General features: G+C 65.0%; 13 protein-coding genes. 3 read left to right on the top strand and 10 right to left on the bottom strand.

Going from position 1 to position 16,741, the window contains the following annotated elements; translation table 11 throughout:
* The first annotated feature begins 45 nt into the window (after positions 1 to 45).
* Entirely contained in the window at positions 46 to 1,269 is a 1,224-nt protein-coding gene (locus tag MUG94_RS13520; RefSeq protein WP_227906621.1) for a class I SAM-dependent methyltransferase, read from the top strand.
* A gap of 10 nt (positions 1,270 to 1,279) precedes the next feature.
* Here MUG94_RS13520 and MUG94_RS13525 read toward each other — a convergent pair whose 3' ends face one another.
* Positions 1,280 to 2,092: a shikimate 5-dehydrogenase gene (locus tag MUG94_RS13525; RefSeq protein ID WP_227906622.1), complete on the bottom strand. Its 813-nt coding sequence runs from the start codon at positions 2,090 to 2,092 to the stop codon at positions 1,280 to 1,282.
* Positions 2,093 to 2,254: 162 nt separating this feature from the next.
* Here MUG94_RS13525 and MUG94_RS13530 point away from each other — a divergent pair, with 162 nt between their 5' ends.
* Together MUG94_RS13530 and MUG94_RS13535 are read left to right on the top strand one after the other, a co-directional pair.
* Positions 2,255 to 3,403: a glutamate--cysteine ligase gene (locus MUG94_RS13530; RefSeq protein ID WP_227906623.1), complete on the top strand. Its 1,149-nt coding sequence runs from the start codon at positions 2,255 to 2,257 to the stop codon at positions 3,401 to 3,403.
* A gap of 199 nt (positions 3,404 to 3,602) precedes the next feature.
* Entirely contained in the window at positions 3,603 to 5,153 is a 1,551-nt protein-coding gene (locus MUG94_RS13535; protein ID WP_227906624.1) for an HNH endonuclease, read from the top strand.
* A gap of 54 nt (positions 5,154 to 5,207) precedes the next feature.
* On the opposite strand, the gene tsaD is transcribed toward MUG94_RS13535, so the two are convergent.
* The 9 genes from tsaD to glgX all read right to left on the bottom strand — a co-directional run bounded on the left by tsaD (position 5,208) and on the right by glgX (position 16,666).
* The gene (gene tsaD / locus MUG94_RS13540) at positions 5,208 to 6,275 is read right to left on the bottom strand and encodes a tRNA (adenosine(37)-N6)-threonylcarbamoyltransferase complex transferase subunit TsaD (protein WP_227906625.1); all 1,068 of its coding nucleotides are present in this window, start codon (positions 6,273 to 6,275) and stop codon (positions 5,208 to 5,210) included.
* Entirely contained in the window at positions 6,272 to 6,742 is a 471-nt protein-coding gene (gene rimI, locus MUG94_RS13545) for a ribosomal protein S18-alanine N-acetyltransferase (protein ID WP_227906968.1), read from the bottom strand. The genes tsaD and rimI overlap by 4 nt, the downstream gene beginning before the upstream one ends.
* Before the next feature lie 38 nt (positions 6,743 to 6,780).
* Entirely contained in the window at positions 6,781 to 7,449 is a 669-nt protein-coding gene (gene tsaB / locus MUG94_RS13550) for a tRNA (adenosine(37)-N6)-threonylcarbamoyltransferase complex dimerization subunit type 1 TsaB (protein WP_227906626.1), read from the bottom strand.
* Positions 7,450 to 7,506: 57 nt separating this feature from the next.
* Positions 7,507 to 8,085: a tRNA (adenosine(37)-N6)-threonylcarbamoyltransferase complex ATPase subunit type 1 TsaE gene (gene tsaE / locus MUG94_RS13555; RefSeq protein ID WP_227906627.1), complete on the bottom strand. Its 579-nt coding sequence runs from the start codon at positions 8,083 to 8,085 to the stop codon at positions 7,507 to 7,509.
* Positions 8,082 to 9,248 carry an alanine racemase gene (alr, locus tag MUG94_RS13560; RefSeq protein ID WP_227892293.1) on the bottom strand — a complete coding sequence of 389 codons (1,167 nt, stop codon included), beginning with the start codon at positions 9,246 to 9,248 and terminating at the stop codon, positions 8,082 to 8,084. Before alr ends, tsaE begins: the two co-directional genes overlap by 4 nt.
* Before the next feature lie 88 nt (positions 9,249 to 9,336).
* Positions 9,337 to 10,383, bottom strand: coding sequence for an L-glyceraldehyde 3-phosphate reductase (gene mgrA / locus MUG94_RS13565; RefSeq protein ID WP_227906628.1), 1,047 nt, complete (start codon positions 10,381 to 10,383; stop codon positions 9,337 to 9,339).
* Between the two features lie 3 nt (positions 10,384 to 10,386).
* The gene (gene treZ, locus MUG94_RS13570; protein ID WP_227906630.1) at positions 10,387 to 12,141 is read right to left on the bottom strand and encodes a malto-oligosyltrehalose trehalohydrolase; all 1,755 of its coding nucleotides are present in this window, start codon (positions 12,139 to 12,141) and stop codon (positions 10,387 to 10,389) included.
* Positions 12,138 to 14,480, bottom strand: coding sequence for a malto-oligosyltrehalose synthase (treY, locus tag MUG94_RS13575; RefSeq protein ID WP_227906632.1), 2,343 nt, complete (start codon positions 14,478 to 14,480; stop codon positions 12,138 to 12,140). Before treY ends, treZ begins: the two co-directional genes overlap by 4 nt.
* Entirely contained in the window at positions 14,477 to 16,666 is a 2,190-nt protein-coding gene (gene glgX, locus MUG94_RS13580; protein ID WP_227906634.1) for a glycogen debranching protein GlgX, read from the bottom strand. The genes treY and glgX overlap by 4 nt, the downstream gene beginning before the upstream one ends.
* Positions 16,667 to 16,741: the final 75 nt, after the last annotated feature.

Genomic DNA, 16,741 nt, shown 5'->3' on the forward strand with positions numbered 1-16,741 from the left:
CCTACAGCTAACGCGCCCGGCTGCAGAAGAACTAGGCTGGTAGTCATGCCGGATACTTCCCTTGCCCATGTCCTGTCCTCCGAAGGCTGGGAACTGCTGAACTCCCTCGGCCCGTATCTGGAGTCCGAATCCTTCAAACTCAACACTGACCTGCGCAAGGCTGGGCATTCCCCCGAGGTGGTTGCCGCCGTCCTAACCCAAGCCCGGCTGCGAATGAAGGCGCGGACCAAGTTTGGACCGTTCGCGGAGCACATGCTGTTCACCGCCCCCGGTCTGGAACAGGCCACCCGGCTGAATGTTGCAGCCCTGCACGCCCAGCGCTACGTTCAGGCCGGTCTGGACAAGATTGCTGACCTGGGCTGCGGAATCGGCGCCGATTCCCTGGCGCTCGCCACCTTGGACCGGCAGGTCACCGCCGTCGAACTTGACGAGATCACTGCCGCCGCGGCCACCATCAACCTCATGCCCTGGCCCAACGCCACGGTGGTCCAGGGCGCCGCCGAGGACTTCGATCTGGACGGGTTCGACGGCGTGTGGCTGGATCCTGCCCGCCGCACCACGTCCACCTCCGGCACCACCCGCATCTTCGATCCGGAGGCCTTCTCCCCTCCGTTGTCCTTCGTGGAATCCCTGGCCGACCGCGGCCTGCCGGTGGGCGTGAAGATGGGCCCGGGCATTCCGCACGAGGCCCTGCCGGCAAACTGTGAAGCGCAGTGGGTATCAGTGGACGGTGACGTCACCGAGGCGACGCTGTGGTTCAATGCCCTGCGCCGCGACGGCGTCCGCCGAGCGGCCCTGGTGATTGGTCCCGAGGGTGCCGCGGAGCTCACCTCGCCGGTGGATTACGACGCCGGGTCCCAGGACGTGGGCATTGGTCCCGTGGACGCCTACTTATATGAGCCCGACGGCGCGGTGATCCGCGCGGGCCTCGTCGCCGACGTCGCGCGTTCCCTGGGCGGGCACCTGCTGGATCCGCACATTGCCTACATTGGTGCCCCGGAGTTGCTGCACACGCCGTTTGCCCGCGCCTACAGGGTGCTTGAGGTCCGCCCGTACAACGTCAAGGCCCTCAAAGCCTGGGTAAAGGCCAACGGAATCGGCGTGCTGGACATTAAGAAGCGCGGCATGTCAGTGACCCCCGAGGAACTGCGAAAGCAACTGCTCACCGGTTCCGGGAAGGGCCCCAACAAGGCAACCCTGGTGCTGACGCGCTTGGGCGAGGACCGGGTGGCCATCGTGGTGGAGCCGGTGGCGCTGCCCGCCGCGTAGGTTCCGCAGCCTACGCGCGGGAGAACTCGCTGGCCTCCCGCACCTGCTCCGCAGTGGGCCGCACCCCGGTGTACAGCACGAACTGTTCCTCTGCTTGGATGGCAATGACTTCCGCACCTGTAATTACGGGCTTTCCTGCGGCGCGGGCTGCAGTGATGAGCGGCGTTTCGGCTGGAAGTGCGACGACGTCGAACACTGTGCGTGCCGCAGCGATGGCCGGGTCAGTGAATGCCTGAACGGTTTCATGCTCGCCGGTCATTCCCAGCGGCGTGACGTTGAGGAGCAGGTCCGCGGTGCTTTCACCCTGAACGGGCTGCCAGTTGAAGTCGTAAAGATCGGCGAGTGCCCGCCCGGCAGCCTCGTTGCGGGCCACGATTGTCACGTCCGTGAAACCGGCATCCCGCAACGCTGCCGCAACAGCCTTGGCCATGCCTCCCGATCCCCGGAGCAACACAGACCAGGACGCCGGCACGTGGTGGTCCCGCAGAAGCCGGGCGATGGCCAGGTAGTCGGTGTTGTAGGCGGTGAGGACGCCGTCGTCGTTCACTATCGTGTTGACCGACTGGATAGCTTCCGCGGAAGGATCCAACCGGTCCACGAGTGCTATTACGTCCTCCTTGTACGGCATGGACACCGCACACCCCCGGATCGGCAGGCCGCGGACACCCGCGATGGCCTGGGCCAGGTCCGCGGGAGCAAACGCTTTGTAGACGAAGTTCAGGTCCAGCAGGTCGTACAGGTAGTTGTGGAAACGCGTTCCGATGTTCGACGGCCGGGCAGCGAGGGAGATGCACAGGGTCATGTCTTTGTTCAGGATGGGCATCCTCCCATTATGTCGGTGGATCCGCGGCGTACGGGAGGTCCCGGATGAGGAGCCGGTGAACGCAATGTCGCTTTCCCGCGGATAGGATTGGATCCGGGTTCTCAACCGCGACGATGCGGAAACCGAGTTCCTCCAACAGCTACGTAAACAGCAGGAGACAGTTTGGAAATCGGTTTCGCCCAGTCGGCACAGTCAACCCTCGGCGTTGAATGGGAGCTGGCACTTGTCGACCGGAGCACCGGGGAATTGGTGTCCGTTGCCGACGAGGTTCTGCGCGGTGTCAGCGCCGCGCACCCCGGGATCAGTGAGGGCGACGAGCACCCGCACATCAAGCAGGAGCTGCTCGAAAACACCGTCGAGCTGGTGACCGGCGTGTGCAACACCGTTGCTGATGCCAAGGCTGATCTGACCCGTTCCCTCGAAGCGCTGCGCCGGGTGACCGATCCCATGGGGGTAGAGCTGTTCTGCTCCGGTTCCCATCCGTTCAGCGCCCCGCGCTCGCAGCCGGTGACCGACAAGGAACGTTACGCGAAGCTGATCGACCGCACGCAGTGGTGGGGACAGCAGATGCTCATCTACGGGGTCCATGTACACGTAGGCCTCGACAGCCGCGACAAGGTGCTGCCGGTGCTGGACGGCCTGGTCAATTATTTCCCGCATTTTCAGGCGCTGTCCGCCTCCTCGCCTTACTGGTCGGGCGAGGACACCGGCTATGCCTCGCAGCGTGCCCTCATGTTCCAGCAGCTGCCCACCGCCGGCCTTCCTTTCCAGTTCGGTTCCTGGGCCGAGTACGAGTCCTACGTCCAGGACATGTTCACCACCGGAGTCATCGACTCGATCAGCGAGATCCGCTGGGACATCCGTCCCGTTCCGGGCCTGGGCACCATTGAAATGCGCGTGTGTGACGGGATGGCCACCATCCAGGATGTGGGCGCCATTGCAGCCCTGACCCAGTGTCTGGTGGACGAGTTCTCCACCATCCTGGACAAGGGCGGCAGCATCCCCACAATGCCTCCGTGGCACGTGCAGGAAAACAAATGGCGTGCGGCCCGGTATGGCCTGGACGCCATCATCATCCTTGACGCTGCCGGCAACGAGAAGCTGGTGACGGACCATTTGCTGGAGGATGTCCTGCCCCGCCTGGCTCCTGTTGCGGAGAAGCTCGGCTGCTCTGCCGAGTTGGCTGACGTGGCATCGATCATTGAACGCGGGGCCGGTTACCAGCGCCAGCGCCGCATCGCAGCAGAAAACGGCGGCGATCTGCGCGCGGTTGTCCAGGACGGAATCAGGCAGCTCCGCGGCGAGGCCTGACCTGTCGCCCCGGTTGGTTGAGTCGGCCGGCTGGCTCAGTTCGCTGGCTCAGCTGGCTGGCTGGCTGGCTGGCTGGCTGGCTGGCTGGCTGGCTGGCTGGCTGAGCAGCATAACGGGCAGGAGCTAGGCAGAAAATCGAGTATGCCTCCCGTAACTTCAAACCACGGTTCATGTGATCTACAGCACTAAAATAGAACACATGTACGAGTCATTGATGGGCGGAGCACCGGACGACAAGCGCCGAGACCCGGCCCGGACCAGTAGGAACGCCGCTCCGGATGCTTCCGGGCTGAGCTCTGATGCGTCCGTGAGGAGCCCGGCTGCGTCCGGTTCGAGCCCGGAGGCCATAGTACTAAGTCCGGACGTCGCCCTCGTGAAAAGCTGGGCCGGAACACTGGCAGGCTCTGTCTCCCCGGACATTCCGGATACCCCGCCCCGCCCCGGGACTCAGGTCCTGGCGGCACTGATCGACCAGATCCGAGTGTTGGAAGAACTCAAAGCGGCCGCTTCCGCCGCGCAGGCACGGGCAACCGCCGTGTTCGACGTCCTCACCCGCCGCGCCCAGGCCGCCGCCGGTGCCCGGGCCGAGGATCTGGGCAAGGGCATCGGCGCCCAAATCGGCTTCGCCCGCCGGGAATCCCCGCACCGCGGCACCCGCCTGCTGGGCCTGGCCCGGATCCTGACCCGGGAAATGCCCCACACCCTGCACGCCCTCACCACCGGGATCATCAGCGAATGGCGTGCCACCCTCCTGGTCCGCGAAACAACCTGCCTGACCCTGGCCGACCGGCAACGCATCGACGAGATGGTCGCCGGAAACCCGGACGTCCTGGAACGCCTCGGAGACCGGCAATTGATCGCCCGGATCAAAACCCTCTCCTACGCTTTGGATCCCCACGCCGTGGTGAACCGGGCCGCGAAAGCCACCACGGAACGGTTCGTGTCCTGCCGGCCCGCCCCGGACACCATGACCTACGTAACCGCCCTGCTCCCCGTGGCCCAGGGTGTGAGCGTTTACGCGGCCCTGACCCGCGAAGCGGACCGGCTGCGGGCTGCCGGTGACCCCCGGACCAAAGGCCAGATCATGGCCGACACCTTCGTGGAACGCACCACCGGACAGGCCCGGGCCGAAGACGTACGGATCGAAGTGCAGCTGATCATGACCGACCACACCCTGCTCGCCGGGTCCGCGGAACCCGCGGTCCTGCCCGGTTACGGGATGGTTCCGGCGCAGGTCGCCCGGGACCTGGTCCGCGCAGGACATGCCCCGGCCAGTGATCAGCACCCACGCAACCCGGCCGACAGCGCCGTTCACACCTGGCTGCGGCGGCTATATGCGGAACCGTCCACCGGGCAGCTTGTGGGCATGGATTCGCGGGCACGGCTGGTGCCGAAGGGACTGTCCCGGTTCATCGCGGTCCGGGACCAGGTCTGCCGGATGCCGTGGTGCGGAGCACCGATCCGGAACATCGACCACATCCGGCCCTTCCACCAGGGCGGACCCACCGCTGCGGAGAACCTGCAGGGACTGTGCGAAGCGTGCAACCAAGCCAAAGAAGCCCCCGGCTGGAGTTCCGCGGTGCTTCAGCAGGAACCGAAGCCTTCGGGTGCTCCGGCAACGCGGCACACGGTCCAAACGCGCACACCCGCCGGCCACGTCTACCGATCCACAGCCCCGCCTCAGCCCGGAACGGGCAACCCGGACGGACAGTCCCGGGGAAGGAATCCCGTCCGATTGGGAGCCGGCTAAACCTGGTCCGATTGGGAACCGGCTAGACCTGGCGGGTGTCGATTTGCGCGCTGGTTAGAGATGGATGCTGGTGACCGGCATCGAGGGATCCGGCGCAAAGGTGATGCCCGAGGGCTCTGCTCCCGCCATCACCACTTGGGCACCGAGAGCGGCAACCATGGCACCGTTGTCGGTGCACAGGGAAATGGGCGGAACGCGCAGGGAGATGCCCTTGGCCTCGCAGCGCTGCTTTGTCAGCTCCCGGAGCCGGGAGTTGGCCGCCACTCCCCCGCCCAGGAGAAGGTTCGTGATGCCGTGTTCCGTGCAGGCGAGGACAGCCTTGGCCGTGATGACGTCCACCACGGCTTCCTGGAAGGAGGCGGCAATGTCGGCCACGGGAAGGTCTTCGCCGGCAGCTTCATACGCTTCGACGCAGCGGGCCACCGCTGTCTTCAGCCCGGAGAAGGACCAGTCATAGCGGTGCGGCCCGGGTTCCTCGGCAGAACCCATGTATTTGGGCTGGGTCAGTCCGCGGGGAAAACGGATGGCCTTGGGATTTCCCTGCCGGGCCAGCTTGTCGATGGCGGGGCCGCCCGGATAACCCAGTCCGAGGATGCGGGCAACCTTGTCATAGGCCTCGCCGGCAGCATCATCAATCGTGGATCCGAGCAGCTGCACATCACCCGTCAGCGACTTCACGCGCAGAATCTCCGTGTGGCCGCCGGATACCAGCAGGGCACCGAGATTATCCGGCAGTGCACCGCCGTCGAGCACGCCCACGCCCACATGGGCCACCAGGTGATTGATCGCGTAGAGCGGCTTGCCGGTGGCGACGGCAAGCGCCTTGGCTGCGCAAACTCCCACCATCAGTGCACCGGCGAGTCCGGGACCTGAGGTCACGGCGATGGCATCCACCTCGGCCAGTGTCACCCCGGCCTCATCAAGGGCCTGCCGCAGCGTGGGCACGAAGGCATCCAGGTGCGCGCGGGAAGCGATCTCCGGAATCACGCCGCCAAAACGGACATGCTCGTCCATCGACGAAGATACGGTGTTGGTCAGCAGCTTGTCTCCGCGGACAATTCCAACACCGGTTTCGTCACAGGATGATTCGATGCCAAGCACCAGGGGTTCGGTGCGGTTCATTTCGAGTCCTTCGTTGTTGCGTGCGGGGACCCGTTCCAAACGGAAAGGTCCAGCCGCATGATGAGTGCGTCGGCGCCGTCGCGGTAGTAGCGCGGACGGATGTGGATTTGCTCGAATCCGAACCAGCGGTAGAGCCGCTGGGCACGCGGGTTGTCCGCGCGCACTTCCAGCAGCACGTCGTCGGCGCCGCGGGCCTTGGCTTCTTCGATGAGCGTGGCCAGGAGTGCGGAACCGATCCCCGCGCCTTCAGCCTCGGGCGCGACGGCGATGGTTTGGACGTCGGCTATGGGCAGGACACACATCAGTCCGGCGTAGCCAATCACCCTGCCGGCCTTGTCCTCGGCGACGTAGTAGGAGCGGGTATCTGCCTGGTTCAACTCGTCGTAGAACATTTGCAGCGGCCACGCGTCAACCGGGAACAGTGCCCGTTCGAGCTGGTCCACGGCGGCAATGTCGTCAACGGTCATGGTACGGATCGACGCGCCGCCGGCAGAGGCTTGGCCGGTCACAGTGCGCGCTTCCGCGGTCCGGGCACCTTGGCATCGGATTCGCGCAGATACAGCGGCGTGGAGTCCAGCAGCGGAAGTCCGCGGACCAGCCGCACGACGGCGGTGCGGCCCAGGGCGGCAGCGGTGGGCTGGGTATCGGCAAAGTCAGCGACGCCGCGCAGCACCTCAGGGTACAGCCCGGCACCGGCGCCGTAGACGGGCAGCTCGGGGACCTGCGCGGGGTCACTTACGAACGGACCGGCCAGGAGTTCGGGCTTCCCTCCGGTGCTGCGGTAGTGCGCCCAGTAGACTTCCTTGCGCCGTGCGTCGGTGGCCACGACAAATTCATCGATGCCCAGCCGCCAGGCGTCCAGCGCGGCGTCCACAGCGATGGCGTCCAGGCTCATGACGCCATGCACGGGCTTGTTCCAGGCGAAGCCAAGGGTGCGGGCGGTTGCGATGCCGGAGCGCAGACCGGTGAACGGCCCGGGACCAACCCCCACCACGACGGCGTCGATGTCAGCAGCCGTGATGTCAGCGGCTTCCATCAGGTTCCGGATACCGGGTGCCAGTACTTCGGCATGGGAACGGGTGTCCTGCGTGGCAAACTCGGCCAGGGTCTCCCCTTCCCCGGTCAGCAGCGCCGCACTGGCAATGGCGGATGTATCTATGGAGAGAATAAGCACGGTGCCTATTTTACGTCTCCCCGGGGACCTGCGTTTTCGCGGCTGTTGCCGAGCACGTCAGGACAGCCTGTTGTCCTTCCACCGCGGTCCGTAGGCCGCGAACCTGATGACGCGTTCTTCGTCGGGGTCGTCGTCGTACTCGAAGCTCAGTCCGGCGGTTCCTTCAGGCTGCCCTTCCCCCTGTGCCCCCGCAGCGCCGGCACCCGTGGGACGCAGCAGCGTCACCTCCAGCCGGCTCTCCGAAAGGTGCTCCACGAGCCCACGCCCCCACTCGACCACGGTGACCGAAGTATCCATCGTGTTTTCCAGATCGATGTCATCAATCTCACCACTGGAACCGAGGCGATACGCATCAACATGCACCAGATCGGGTCCGTCAGTGAGGCTGGGATGGATGCGCACCAGCACGAAGGTCGGAGATATGATTCCCGGCCGGACACCGAGCCCGCGGCCCAGGCCCTGGGTGAAGGTGGTTTTCCCGGCACCGAGTTCACCGGTCAGCAGCAGGAGATCACCTGCAGCCAGCCGCCGTCCCAGCCGCTCGGCGACAGCCTGTGTCTGCAGGGCGTCCGTGGTGCGGATTTCTTCTTCCCACACGGGTTCGGCCGCAGCGCCGCCCGTCATATCTCCGTTCATTCTCCGGCCGCCTCGGAGTCGGTGTACTTCCGTTGCACGCGGGAGCTGATCCGGGTGATGATCTCGTAGTTGATGCTGCCGCAGGCATCCGCCCACTCATCCACTGAGGGCATCCCCACGCCGCCGAAGAGCACCGCTTCCCGGCCCACAAGGTCCTTCCCCGTTCCCGCAATGCCGGTGGCGTTGAGGTCGATGACCATTTGGTCCATGGCAATCCGGCCCACGACCGGATAGACGTTGCCGTCCACCCACACCGGACCGCCCGTGCCAACCCGGGGGACGCCGTCGGCATAGCCCAGCGGAACCAGCGCAAGCGTGGTGGGCTCCTGCGTGGTGTAGCGCAGCCCATAGGAAACGCCCTGCCCGGCAGGAACCTCCTTGCAGTTGGCGATGGTGGTCTTCAGTGTCATGGCCGGGCGCAGGCCCAGCTCGTCCGGGGACTGTCCGGGGAAGGGTGAGAGTCCGTACATGCCCAGACCCACCCGCACCATGTCGAAATGGGAATCAGGGCGGGAAAGTGCTGCGGGAGTGTTCGCGATGTGCCGCACTTCATGATCCACACCGGCATCTTCGGCAACAGCCACGGCAGTGCGGAACTTCGCCAGCTGCTTGTCGGTCTCCGGCCGGTCTGGTTCATCCGCCGCGGAGAAATGGGAGAAAATCCCGACAACGCGCAGGAGCCCTTCTTCCTGGTACGCAAGGGCGCGGCCCACGAAGGCCTCCCACTTGTCCTCCGGGCAGCCGTTGCGGCCCAGTCCGGTGTCGATTTTCAGGTGCACCCGTGCCGGAACCTGCAGTTCACGGGCAGCTGCCACGACGGATTCCAGTTCCCATCCCGACAATCCCAGGTCAACGTTTGCGGCCACTGCCTCGGCAAAGGGGCTGTCCACGGTATGCAGCCAGGCCAGGACCGGGGCTGAGATGCCGGCCCTTCGCAGCGCGAGTGCTTCGGTGATGTGGGCGACGCCGAGCCAGGAAGCTCCGGCTTCCAGTGCCGCGCGTGCCACCTGTTCCGCGCCGTGCCCGTAGGCATCAGCCTTGACGATTGCCATCACGCGGGCCGGGCTGGTGAGCCGTACGAAATGACGGACGTTGTGCCGCACGGCGGCCAGATCTATGAGGGCTAGGCGTTCTGCGGCGGGAGGTGCTTGTTGGTCGTTCACCAGACCATTCTTTCATTTCCCGCGCTGTACCGGCGCCGGTTGGTGTGCCTGGGGCTGCACCCGGTTGAACCGGGCGCAGCCCCACCCGTCAGGCGTCCAGGGCGGAGGCCCACAAATTAATGTTGGAATCCACCGCGTACTCGTCGATGCTTGCCAATTCCTCGGGGGTAAAGTCGAGGCGGTTTACTGCGGCAAGGCTGTCCTCAAGCTGCCGGACGCTGGAAGCGCCCACCAAGGCTGACGTGATGGCTCCGCCGCCGGCCTGCGGGCGCAGCACCCAGGCGATGGCCATCTGGGCCAGGGTCTGGCCACGGGATTCGGCTAGATCATTGAGAGCCCGGACCCGCCGGAGGTTGTCCTCCGACAGCTGGGACTTCTCCAGCGATTTTCCTGCTGCCGCCCGGGAATCTTCCGGCACACCGTTCAGGTACTTGCTGGTGAGCAGACCCTGCGCCAGCGGGCTGAAGGCGATGGAACCTGCTCCAACCTCTTCCAATGCGGAGAACAGGTTGGGATCCCCCTGCTCGACCCAGCGGTTCAGCATCGAGTAGGAGGGCTGGTGGATCAGCAGCGGAGTTCCCATTTCGCGCAGGATCCGCGCTGCTTCAACGGTCTTCTCCGGCGAGTAGGACGAGATGCCGGCGTACAGGGCACGTCCCGAGCGCACTGCGGTGTCCAGGGCGCCCATGGTCTCTTCCAGCGGCGTCTCGGGATCGGGACGGTGGCTGTAGAAAATGTCGACGTAGTCCAGCCCCATGCGTTCCAGGGACTGGTCCAAGCTCGCCAGCAGGTACTTGCGGGATCCCCAGTTGCCGTACGGCCCCGGCCACATGTCGTAGCCGGCCTTGGAAGAGATCACCAGTTCATCCCGGTAAGGCCGGAAATCGTCCTTGAAGTGGCGTCCAAAGTTGGTTTCGGCTGAACCGTACGGCGGGCCGTAATTGTTGGCCAGATCGAAATGGGTGACGCCCAGGTCGAAGGCCCGGCGCAGGATGGCACGCTGGACTTCGAAACTCTTGTCATCACCGAAGTTGTGCCAGAGGCCCAGGGACACAGCGGGCAGCTGCAGTCCGCTGCGCCCAACACGGCGGTAAGGCATCGAATCGTAGCGGGTTTCCGCGGCAATATAGGTCATGGGTTACATCCTGCCATTCGTTGCCGCCAGCACTGCAGCCCCGTAGGCCGGCAGCTGCACGCCGTCTTCATACAACTCCACGGGTGCCGTCTCCAGCAGCAGCTGCGGAGAGCTGATCGGAAGAGGAATCTCGCGGGAATCACCCGCGAAATTCAGGACGACGACGGTTTCTCCCCGCTGCAGGACCAGCCACCGTCCCACTTCATCGAAGTCCACGTTTACCTTGCGAAGGTCCGGATCCATGAGGTCGGGGCGGTCACGTCGAAGCGCCAGGAGCTGCCGGTAGAGGTCATGGAGCTTTGCATGGTCGCCTTCCCCCGCCTCGGACCAGTCCAGCTTTGAGTTGGTGAAGGTTGACGGATCCTGCGGGTTGGGCACCGTGTCCGGGTCCCAGCCCATGCGTTCGAACTCCCGCAACCGTCCTTCCGCTGTGGCCTTGCCCAGCTCCGGCTCGGGATGGGAGGTGAAGAACTGCCAAGGTGTGGATGCGCCGAACTCCTCGCCCATGAAGATCATCGGCGTAAACGGGGACATCAGGTTCAGCACTGCGCCAAGCGCCAGCTGCGGATAGCCCAGGCTCGCAGTGAGTCTGTCCCCTGCTGCACGGTTGCCGATCTGGTCGTGGTTTTGAATGCAGGTCACAAGCTGACTCGCGTTCACAGCCTCCTTGTTGAGCGGACGGCCATGGGCACGGCCCCGGAAGGAAGAGAACGTGCCGTCGTGGAAGAATCCGTCCCGAAGCACTTTCGCCAGCGCCGCCAGGGAATCGAAGTCCTCGTAGTACCCGCCGTTCTCGCCCGTGAGATTGGTATGTGCGGCATGGTGGAAGTCGTCCGACCACTGGCCGTCCAGGCCGTAGCCGTTCAGGCTCCGCGGGCTGATCAGCCTGGGATCGTTCAGGTCCGATTCGGCGATCAGGAACAGGGGCTTACCGAGTTCGCGCGCGCACTTTTCCGTCTCCTCCGCGATCTCTTCCAGGATGTGGACGGCCCGCTCGTCGTGCAGTGCATGCACGGCATCCAGGCGCAGTCCGTCCACGTGGTAGTCGCGGAACCACATCAGGACGTTGTCCACGATGTACTGCCGGACGGTGTCGGAAAGCGGCCCGTCCAGGTTCACCGAGTCGCCCCAGGTGTTGGCTTTTCCTTCGGTCAGGTACGGACCGAACAGCGGCAGGTAATTGCCGCTGGGCCCGAGGTGGTTGTAGACGACGTCCTGGATCACGCCAAGGCCGGCCTGGTGCGCAGCATCGACAAACCGCTGGTAGGCCTCGGGCCCGCCGTACGATTCCTGGACCGCGTACCAGAGCACACCGTCATAACCCCAGTTGTGGGTTCCGTTGAAAGCGTTCACCGGCAACAGCTCCACGAAGCGCACGCCCAGGTCCACCAGGTAGTCCAGCTTCCCGATGGCGGCGTCCAGCGTCCCCTCGGGCGTGAACGTGCCAATGTGCAGCTCGTAGATGGCACCGCCGTCCAGTCCGGGGGATTTCCAGTCCGCATCGTGCCACTGGTATTCGTCAGGGTCGAAAGTGCGCGACAACGCGTGGACACCCTCGGGCTGCCGCCGGGACCGGGGATCCGGAACCGGCGTCTGCGCGTCGTCGATGAGGTACCCATAGTCGATGTCACCGGTGAGTTCGGCGTGCTGGGCGTGCCACCAACCGTTTTCGCCGCGGGTCATGGACAGTTTGCGGCCGTCTGCCAGCAGGGTCATGGTGCTGGCTTTGGGCGCCCACACCTCGAAATTGGTCCTCATTCGCCGTCCTCCCGAACAAGCAGTGCCACCGGATAGGTGTCAAACAGATCAGCAGCAGCCAGCCGGCCGGTGCTCGTGCGGGTACGGCCCGTGAGCACGTCACGGTAGGTTCCGGCATCGAGCACGACGGCGGTGTCCCGCCATCCGCCCGCACGCTCGAGACCCACCGGAAGCCGGGTTACCGCGGTAACCGCTCCGCCCCGGTCGAAGGCGAAGAGGTGCTCTGCAGCCGGGCCCTCCGCCGCTGCCGGGACGTAGCCGCTGAACAGCTCCGGGCGCCCGCGTTTGAGCTGCAGCGCCCGCATGGTGACAAGCAGCTTGGCGGCCGCGTCTTCGTCAGCGTCCGGCGCTTCCGCTCCAGTGCCGTCCGTAAATGCCGCCGCCGTCTCCCGGCGCCGTGCGTAATCCACCTCGCGCCGGTTATCCGGATCCACCAGCGAACGGTCCCAGAATTCGGTTCCCTGATAAACGTCCGGTACCCCCGGCATGGTCAGCTGCAGGAGCTTGGCGGACAGCGAGTTCGAGTATCCGGCGTGACGGATCCGGTCCACCAGGGAAGTAATCAGGGCGTTCACTTCCGGGTTGTCGAACGCGGCGTCGACGGCAGCGTGCATCCTCGTCTCGAACTCGGTGTTGGGTGCAGTCCAGGTGGTGCTGCTTGACGCTTCCCGTGAAGCCTTCTCGGCGTAGGCGTGGGCCCGTTCCCGGCTGAGCGGCCAGGCACCGATGATCGCCTGCCAGAGCAGGTTGGCCATCGGCGCGTCTCCCATGGGGGCCAGTGCCTCCAGGGCAGTGAAGGCGTCACTCCACTCGTCGGGTATCTCCGAGAGGACCGAAATCCGGGCGCGGGTGTCTTCGCTGCGCTTGGTGTCATGCGTCGTCAGCGCGGTCATGGCGGCCGGCTGCTCCAGCTGCCGGCGGAGAAGCTTCGTATGAAGGTCAAACGGTGCCACGGCGAAATGCGCCGGGTCGGCACCCACTTCGTTCAGCGATGTCAGGCGGGAAAAGCGGTAGAACGCGGTGTCTTCCACGCCCTTGGCCATCACCATGCCGGAAGTCTGCTGGAAGCGCACCGCCAGCTCGCCAAGGTCCTGGAGCGAGACGGCGTCAGTTCCACCGGATTCCAACGGATTCAGCAGCTTGTGCAGGGTTGCCAGGGCAGCCGCCAGATCGGGCCGGCGGACCGTGGCAGCAATGACGGCATCGGTCAGATAATCCGCCCCTTCGGGGAGGTAGCTGCGGTAGACCGGAAAGCAGGCCAGGAGCTCGGCGAGCGCATCCGCGGCGGTCTGCGGGTCAAGTCCGGAGTCCGCCGGCAGCAGCCGCACCAGGCGCTGGACCTCGGAGTGCAGCAGGTGGTCGGCGATGCCGCGCTTGGTGCCGTGGATCATGTCCGCATACGGCTCCGTGGGCACCAGGGCGGTGAGCTGTTGCTCGCCGGCCGAATCCACGAAGAGGCGGTCAACGTCGGCCAGCGCGTCGTATCCGGTGGTTCCTTCTGTTTCCCAGTCCGCCGGCAGCTTTTCGCCGGGTTCCAGAATCTTTTCGACCAAGATGTACGCGCCGTTTGCGAGCTCGCGCAGCCGGGACAGGTAGCCCTTGGGATCAGCCAGCCCGTCCGGGTGGTCGATCCGCAGCCCGTCCACGAGTCCTTCATCAAACCAGCGCCGAACCTCGGCATGGGATTCGTCGAAGACCCAGGGCTCCTCCACCCGGATGCCGGCAAGGGTGTTCACGCCGAAGAAGCGGCGGTAGTTCAACTCGTTGTCCGCCCGCCGCCAGTTCACCAGTTCGTAGTGCTGGCGGGCGTGGACGTCCACGGCAGAATCGCCCTCGGACGCCGTTCCCGGCGCCACCGGGTATCGGTTGTCGTAGTAGTGCAGCTCGTCGTTGACCAGCTTCAGCTGCTCCAGTTCGTTGTCGCCGTCGCCCAGGACGGGCAGGCGCAGTTTTCCGCCTGCCGCATCCCAGTCGACGTCGAAAGCGTCGGCATAACGCGAGCGGCGCCCTTCCAGCAGAAGCGACCACCACCAGGCATTGCGCGACGGAGTGGCGACACCCATGTGGTTGGGCACGATGTCCACCAGCACGCCCATGCCGGCGGCGTGAGCGGCATCGGAGAGTGCTTTCAGCCCCTCGGCGCCGCCGCGGGCCGGATCCACCGCCGTCGGGTCAACCACGTCGTAGCCGTGGTCCGACCCCGGCTCAGCGGTCAGGATCGGTGAGAGGTACACCCAGTCGGCCCCCAGGTCCTTGAGGTACGGGACCAGTTCGGCGGCGTCAAACAGGGTGAATGACGGCCGAATCTGCAGGCGGTAGGTGGAAAGCGGGGTCCTCATACGGCCGCCTCGCCGCTGTGCTGCTTGGATCCGGCCAGGGCCGCGAGGGACGCTGCCACGGAGTGGTCGTGCTCCTCCTCCGCTTCATGTGCGCGCAGGACCACCATGGACTTGGCTGCGATGGTGATCTTTGCGTCTGCCGGAATGGAACCGGAATCGGCGAATTCACCGGCAGTGTCTATGACCTCGTCCCACATGGGGGCATACTCGCGCGGCGGAACGCTGACCTTGACTGCCTCGTCGTGGGCGTTGAAGTACAGCAGGAAGTTCACATCCGTGATCCGCTCTCCGCGGGCGTTGCGTCCGCGGATTCCCTGCCCGTTCAGGAACACTCCCAGGGAGCGGCTCACGGGGGCGTCCCAATCGTCCTGGGTCATCGGACTTCCGTCTTCGGCCAGCCAGACGATATCCGGCAGCGCTTCGCCTTCACCGCGGCGCACCGGCCTGCCGTCGAAGAAGCGGCGGCGCCGGAACGTGGGGTGCTCGGCGCGCAGGGTGTTGACCGCGGCTGTGAATTCGAGCAGCGGAGTGTCCATGTTCTCCCAGTCGATCCAGCTCAGCTCGGAGTCCTGGGCATAGGTGTTGTTGTTGCCCTCCTGGGTGCGGCCCAGCTCATCACCGTGCGCAATCATGGGAACTCCCTGCGAGAGCAGGAGCGTGGCAAGGAAGTTGCGCTGCTGTCGGGCGCGCAGGGACAGCACCTCGGGATCATCCGTGGGGCCTTCCACCCCGCAGTTCCACGAGCGGTTGTGTGATTCGCCGTCGTTGTTGTCTTCGCCGTTGGCCTCGTTGTGCTTCTCGTTGTAGGAGACAAGGTCGCGCAGCGTGAAGCCGTCGTGGGCGGTGACAAAGTTGATGGACGCCACCGGGCGGCGGGCCGAGGACTCGTAAAGGTCCGCGGATCCGGTGATGCGGGACGCAAACTCACCCAGGGTGGAGGGCTCGCCGCGCCAGAAATCGCGCACCGTGTCGCGGTACTTGCCGTTCCATTCAGTCCATTGCGGCGGGAAGTTGCCCACCTGATAACCGCCGGGTCCGATGTCCCAGGGCTCGGCTATCAGCTTCACCTGAGAAACCACCGGGTCCTGCTGCACCAGTTCGAAGAAGGTGGAGAGCTTGTCCACGTCGTAGAACTCGCGGGCCAGGGTGGACGCGAGGTCAAAGCGGAAACCGTCAACGTGCATTTCGGTGACCCAGTACCGCAGCGAATCCATGAGCAGCTGCAGCGAGTGCGGGTTTCCCACGTTCAGGGAGTTGCCGGTGCCCGTGTAGTCCATGTAGTAGCGCTTGTCGTCTTCGACAAGGCGGTAGTACGCCTGGTTGTCGATGCCGCGGAAGGACAGCGTGGGGCCCATGTGGTTGCCCTCTGCTGTGTGGTTGTAGACCACGTCGAGGATGACTTCGATACCGGCCAGGTGCAGGGCACGAACCATGCCCTTGAACTCCTGGACCTGCTGGCCGTCGTCACCGGTGGCGCTGTAGGTGTTCTGGGGCGCGAAGAATCCGATGGTGTTGTAACCCCAGTAGTTCGACAGACCCTTGTCCTGCAGGGTGGAGTCGTTGACGAACTGGTGCACCGGCATCAGTTCGATGGCGGTGACGCCCAGCTTCTGCAGGTGTGCAATCACGGCGGGGTGCGCGACGCCGGCATAGGTGCCGCGCTGTTCCTCGGGAACCTCGGGGTGACGCTCGGTGAGGCCCTTGACGTGGGCTTCATAGATGACCGACTGGTGGTACGGGATCTTGGGCTTGCGGTCGCCGTCCCAGTCGAAGAAGGGGTTGATGACGACACCCATCATCATGTGCGGCGCGGAGTCTTCGTCATTGCGTGAGTTTTCGTCGCCGAAGTTGTAGCCGAACAGCGCCTGGTCCCAGTCAATCTCGCCGGCTACGGCCTTCGCGTAGGGGTCCAGCAGCAGCTTGTTCGGGTTGCAGCGGTTGCCGTTCTCCGGATCATTGGGCCCGTCAACGCGGTAGCCGTACTTCTGCCCCGGCATGACCTGCGGCAGGTAGCAGTGCCACACATAAGCGTCCACCTCGGTGAGGCGCACGCAGGTCTCGGCGCCGTCGTCGTCGAACAGACACAGCGTGACGGACTCCGCCACCTCGCTGTACAACGCAAAGTTGGTGCCGTTTCCGTCGTAGGTAGCGCCCAGCGGATAGGCGTCTCCCGGCCAAACTTCCATGTAGAGCTCCTGACTAGTTCCAGATGACACAAGCAAAAAGTAGTATGTCTACTTACTTTTCTACCCCAGACCGGG

Source organism: Arthrobacter gengyunqii (assembly GCF_023022985.1).
Taxonomy (GTDB): domain Bacteria; phylum Actinomycetota; class Actinomycetes; order Actinomycetales; family Micrococcaceae; genus Arthrobacter_B; species Arthrobacter_B gengyunqii.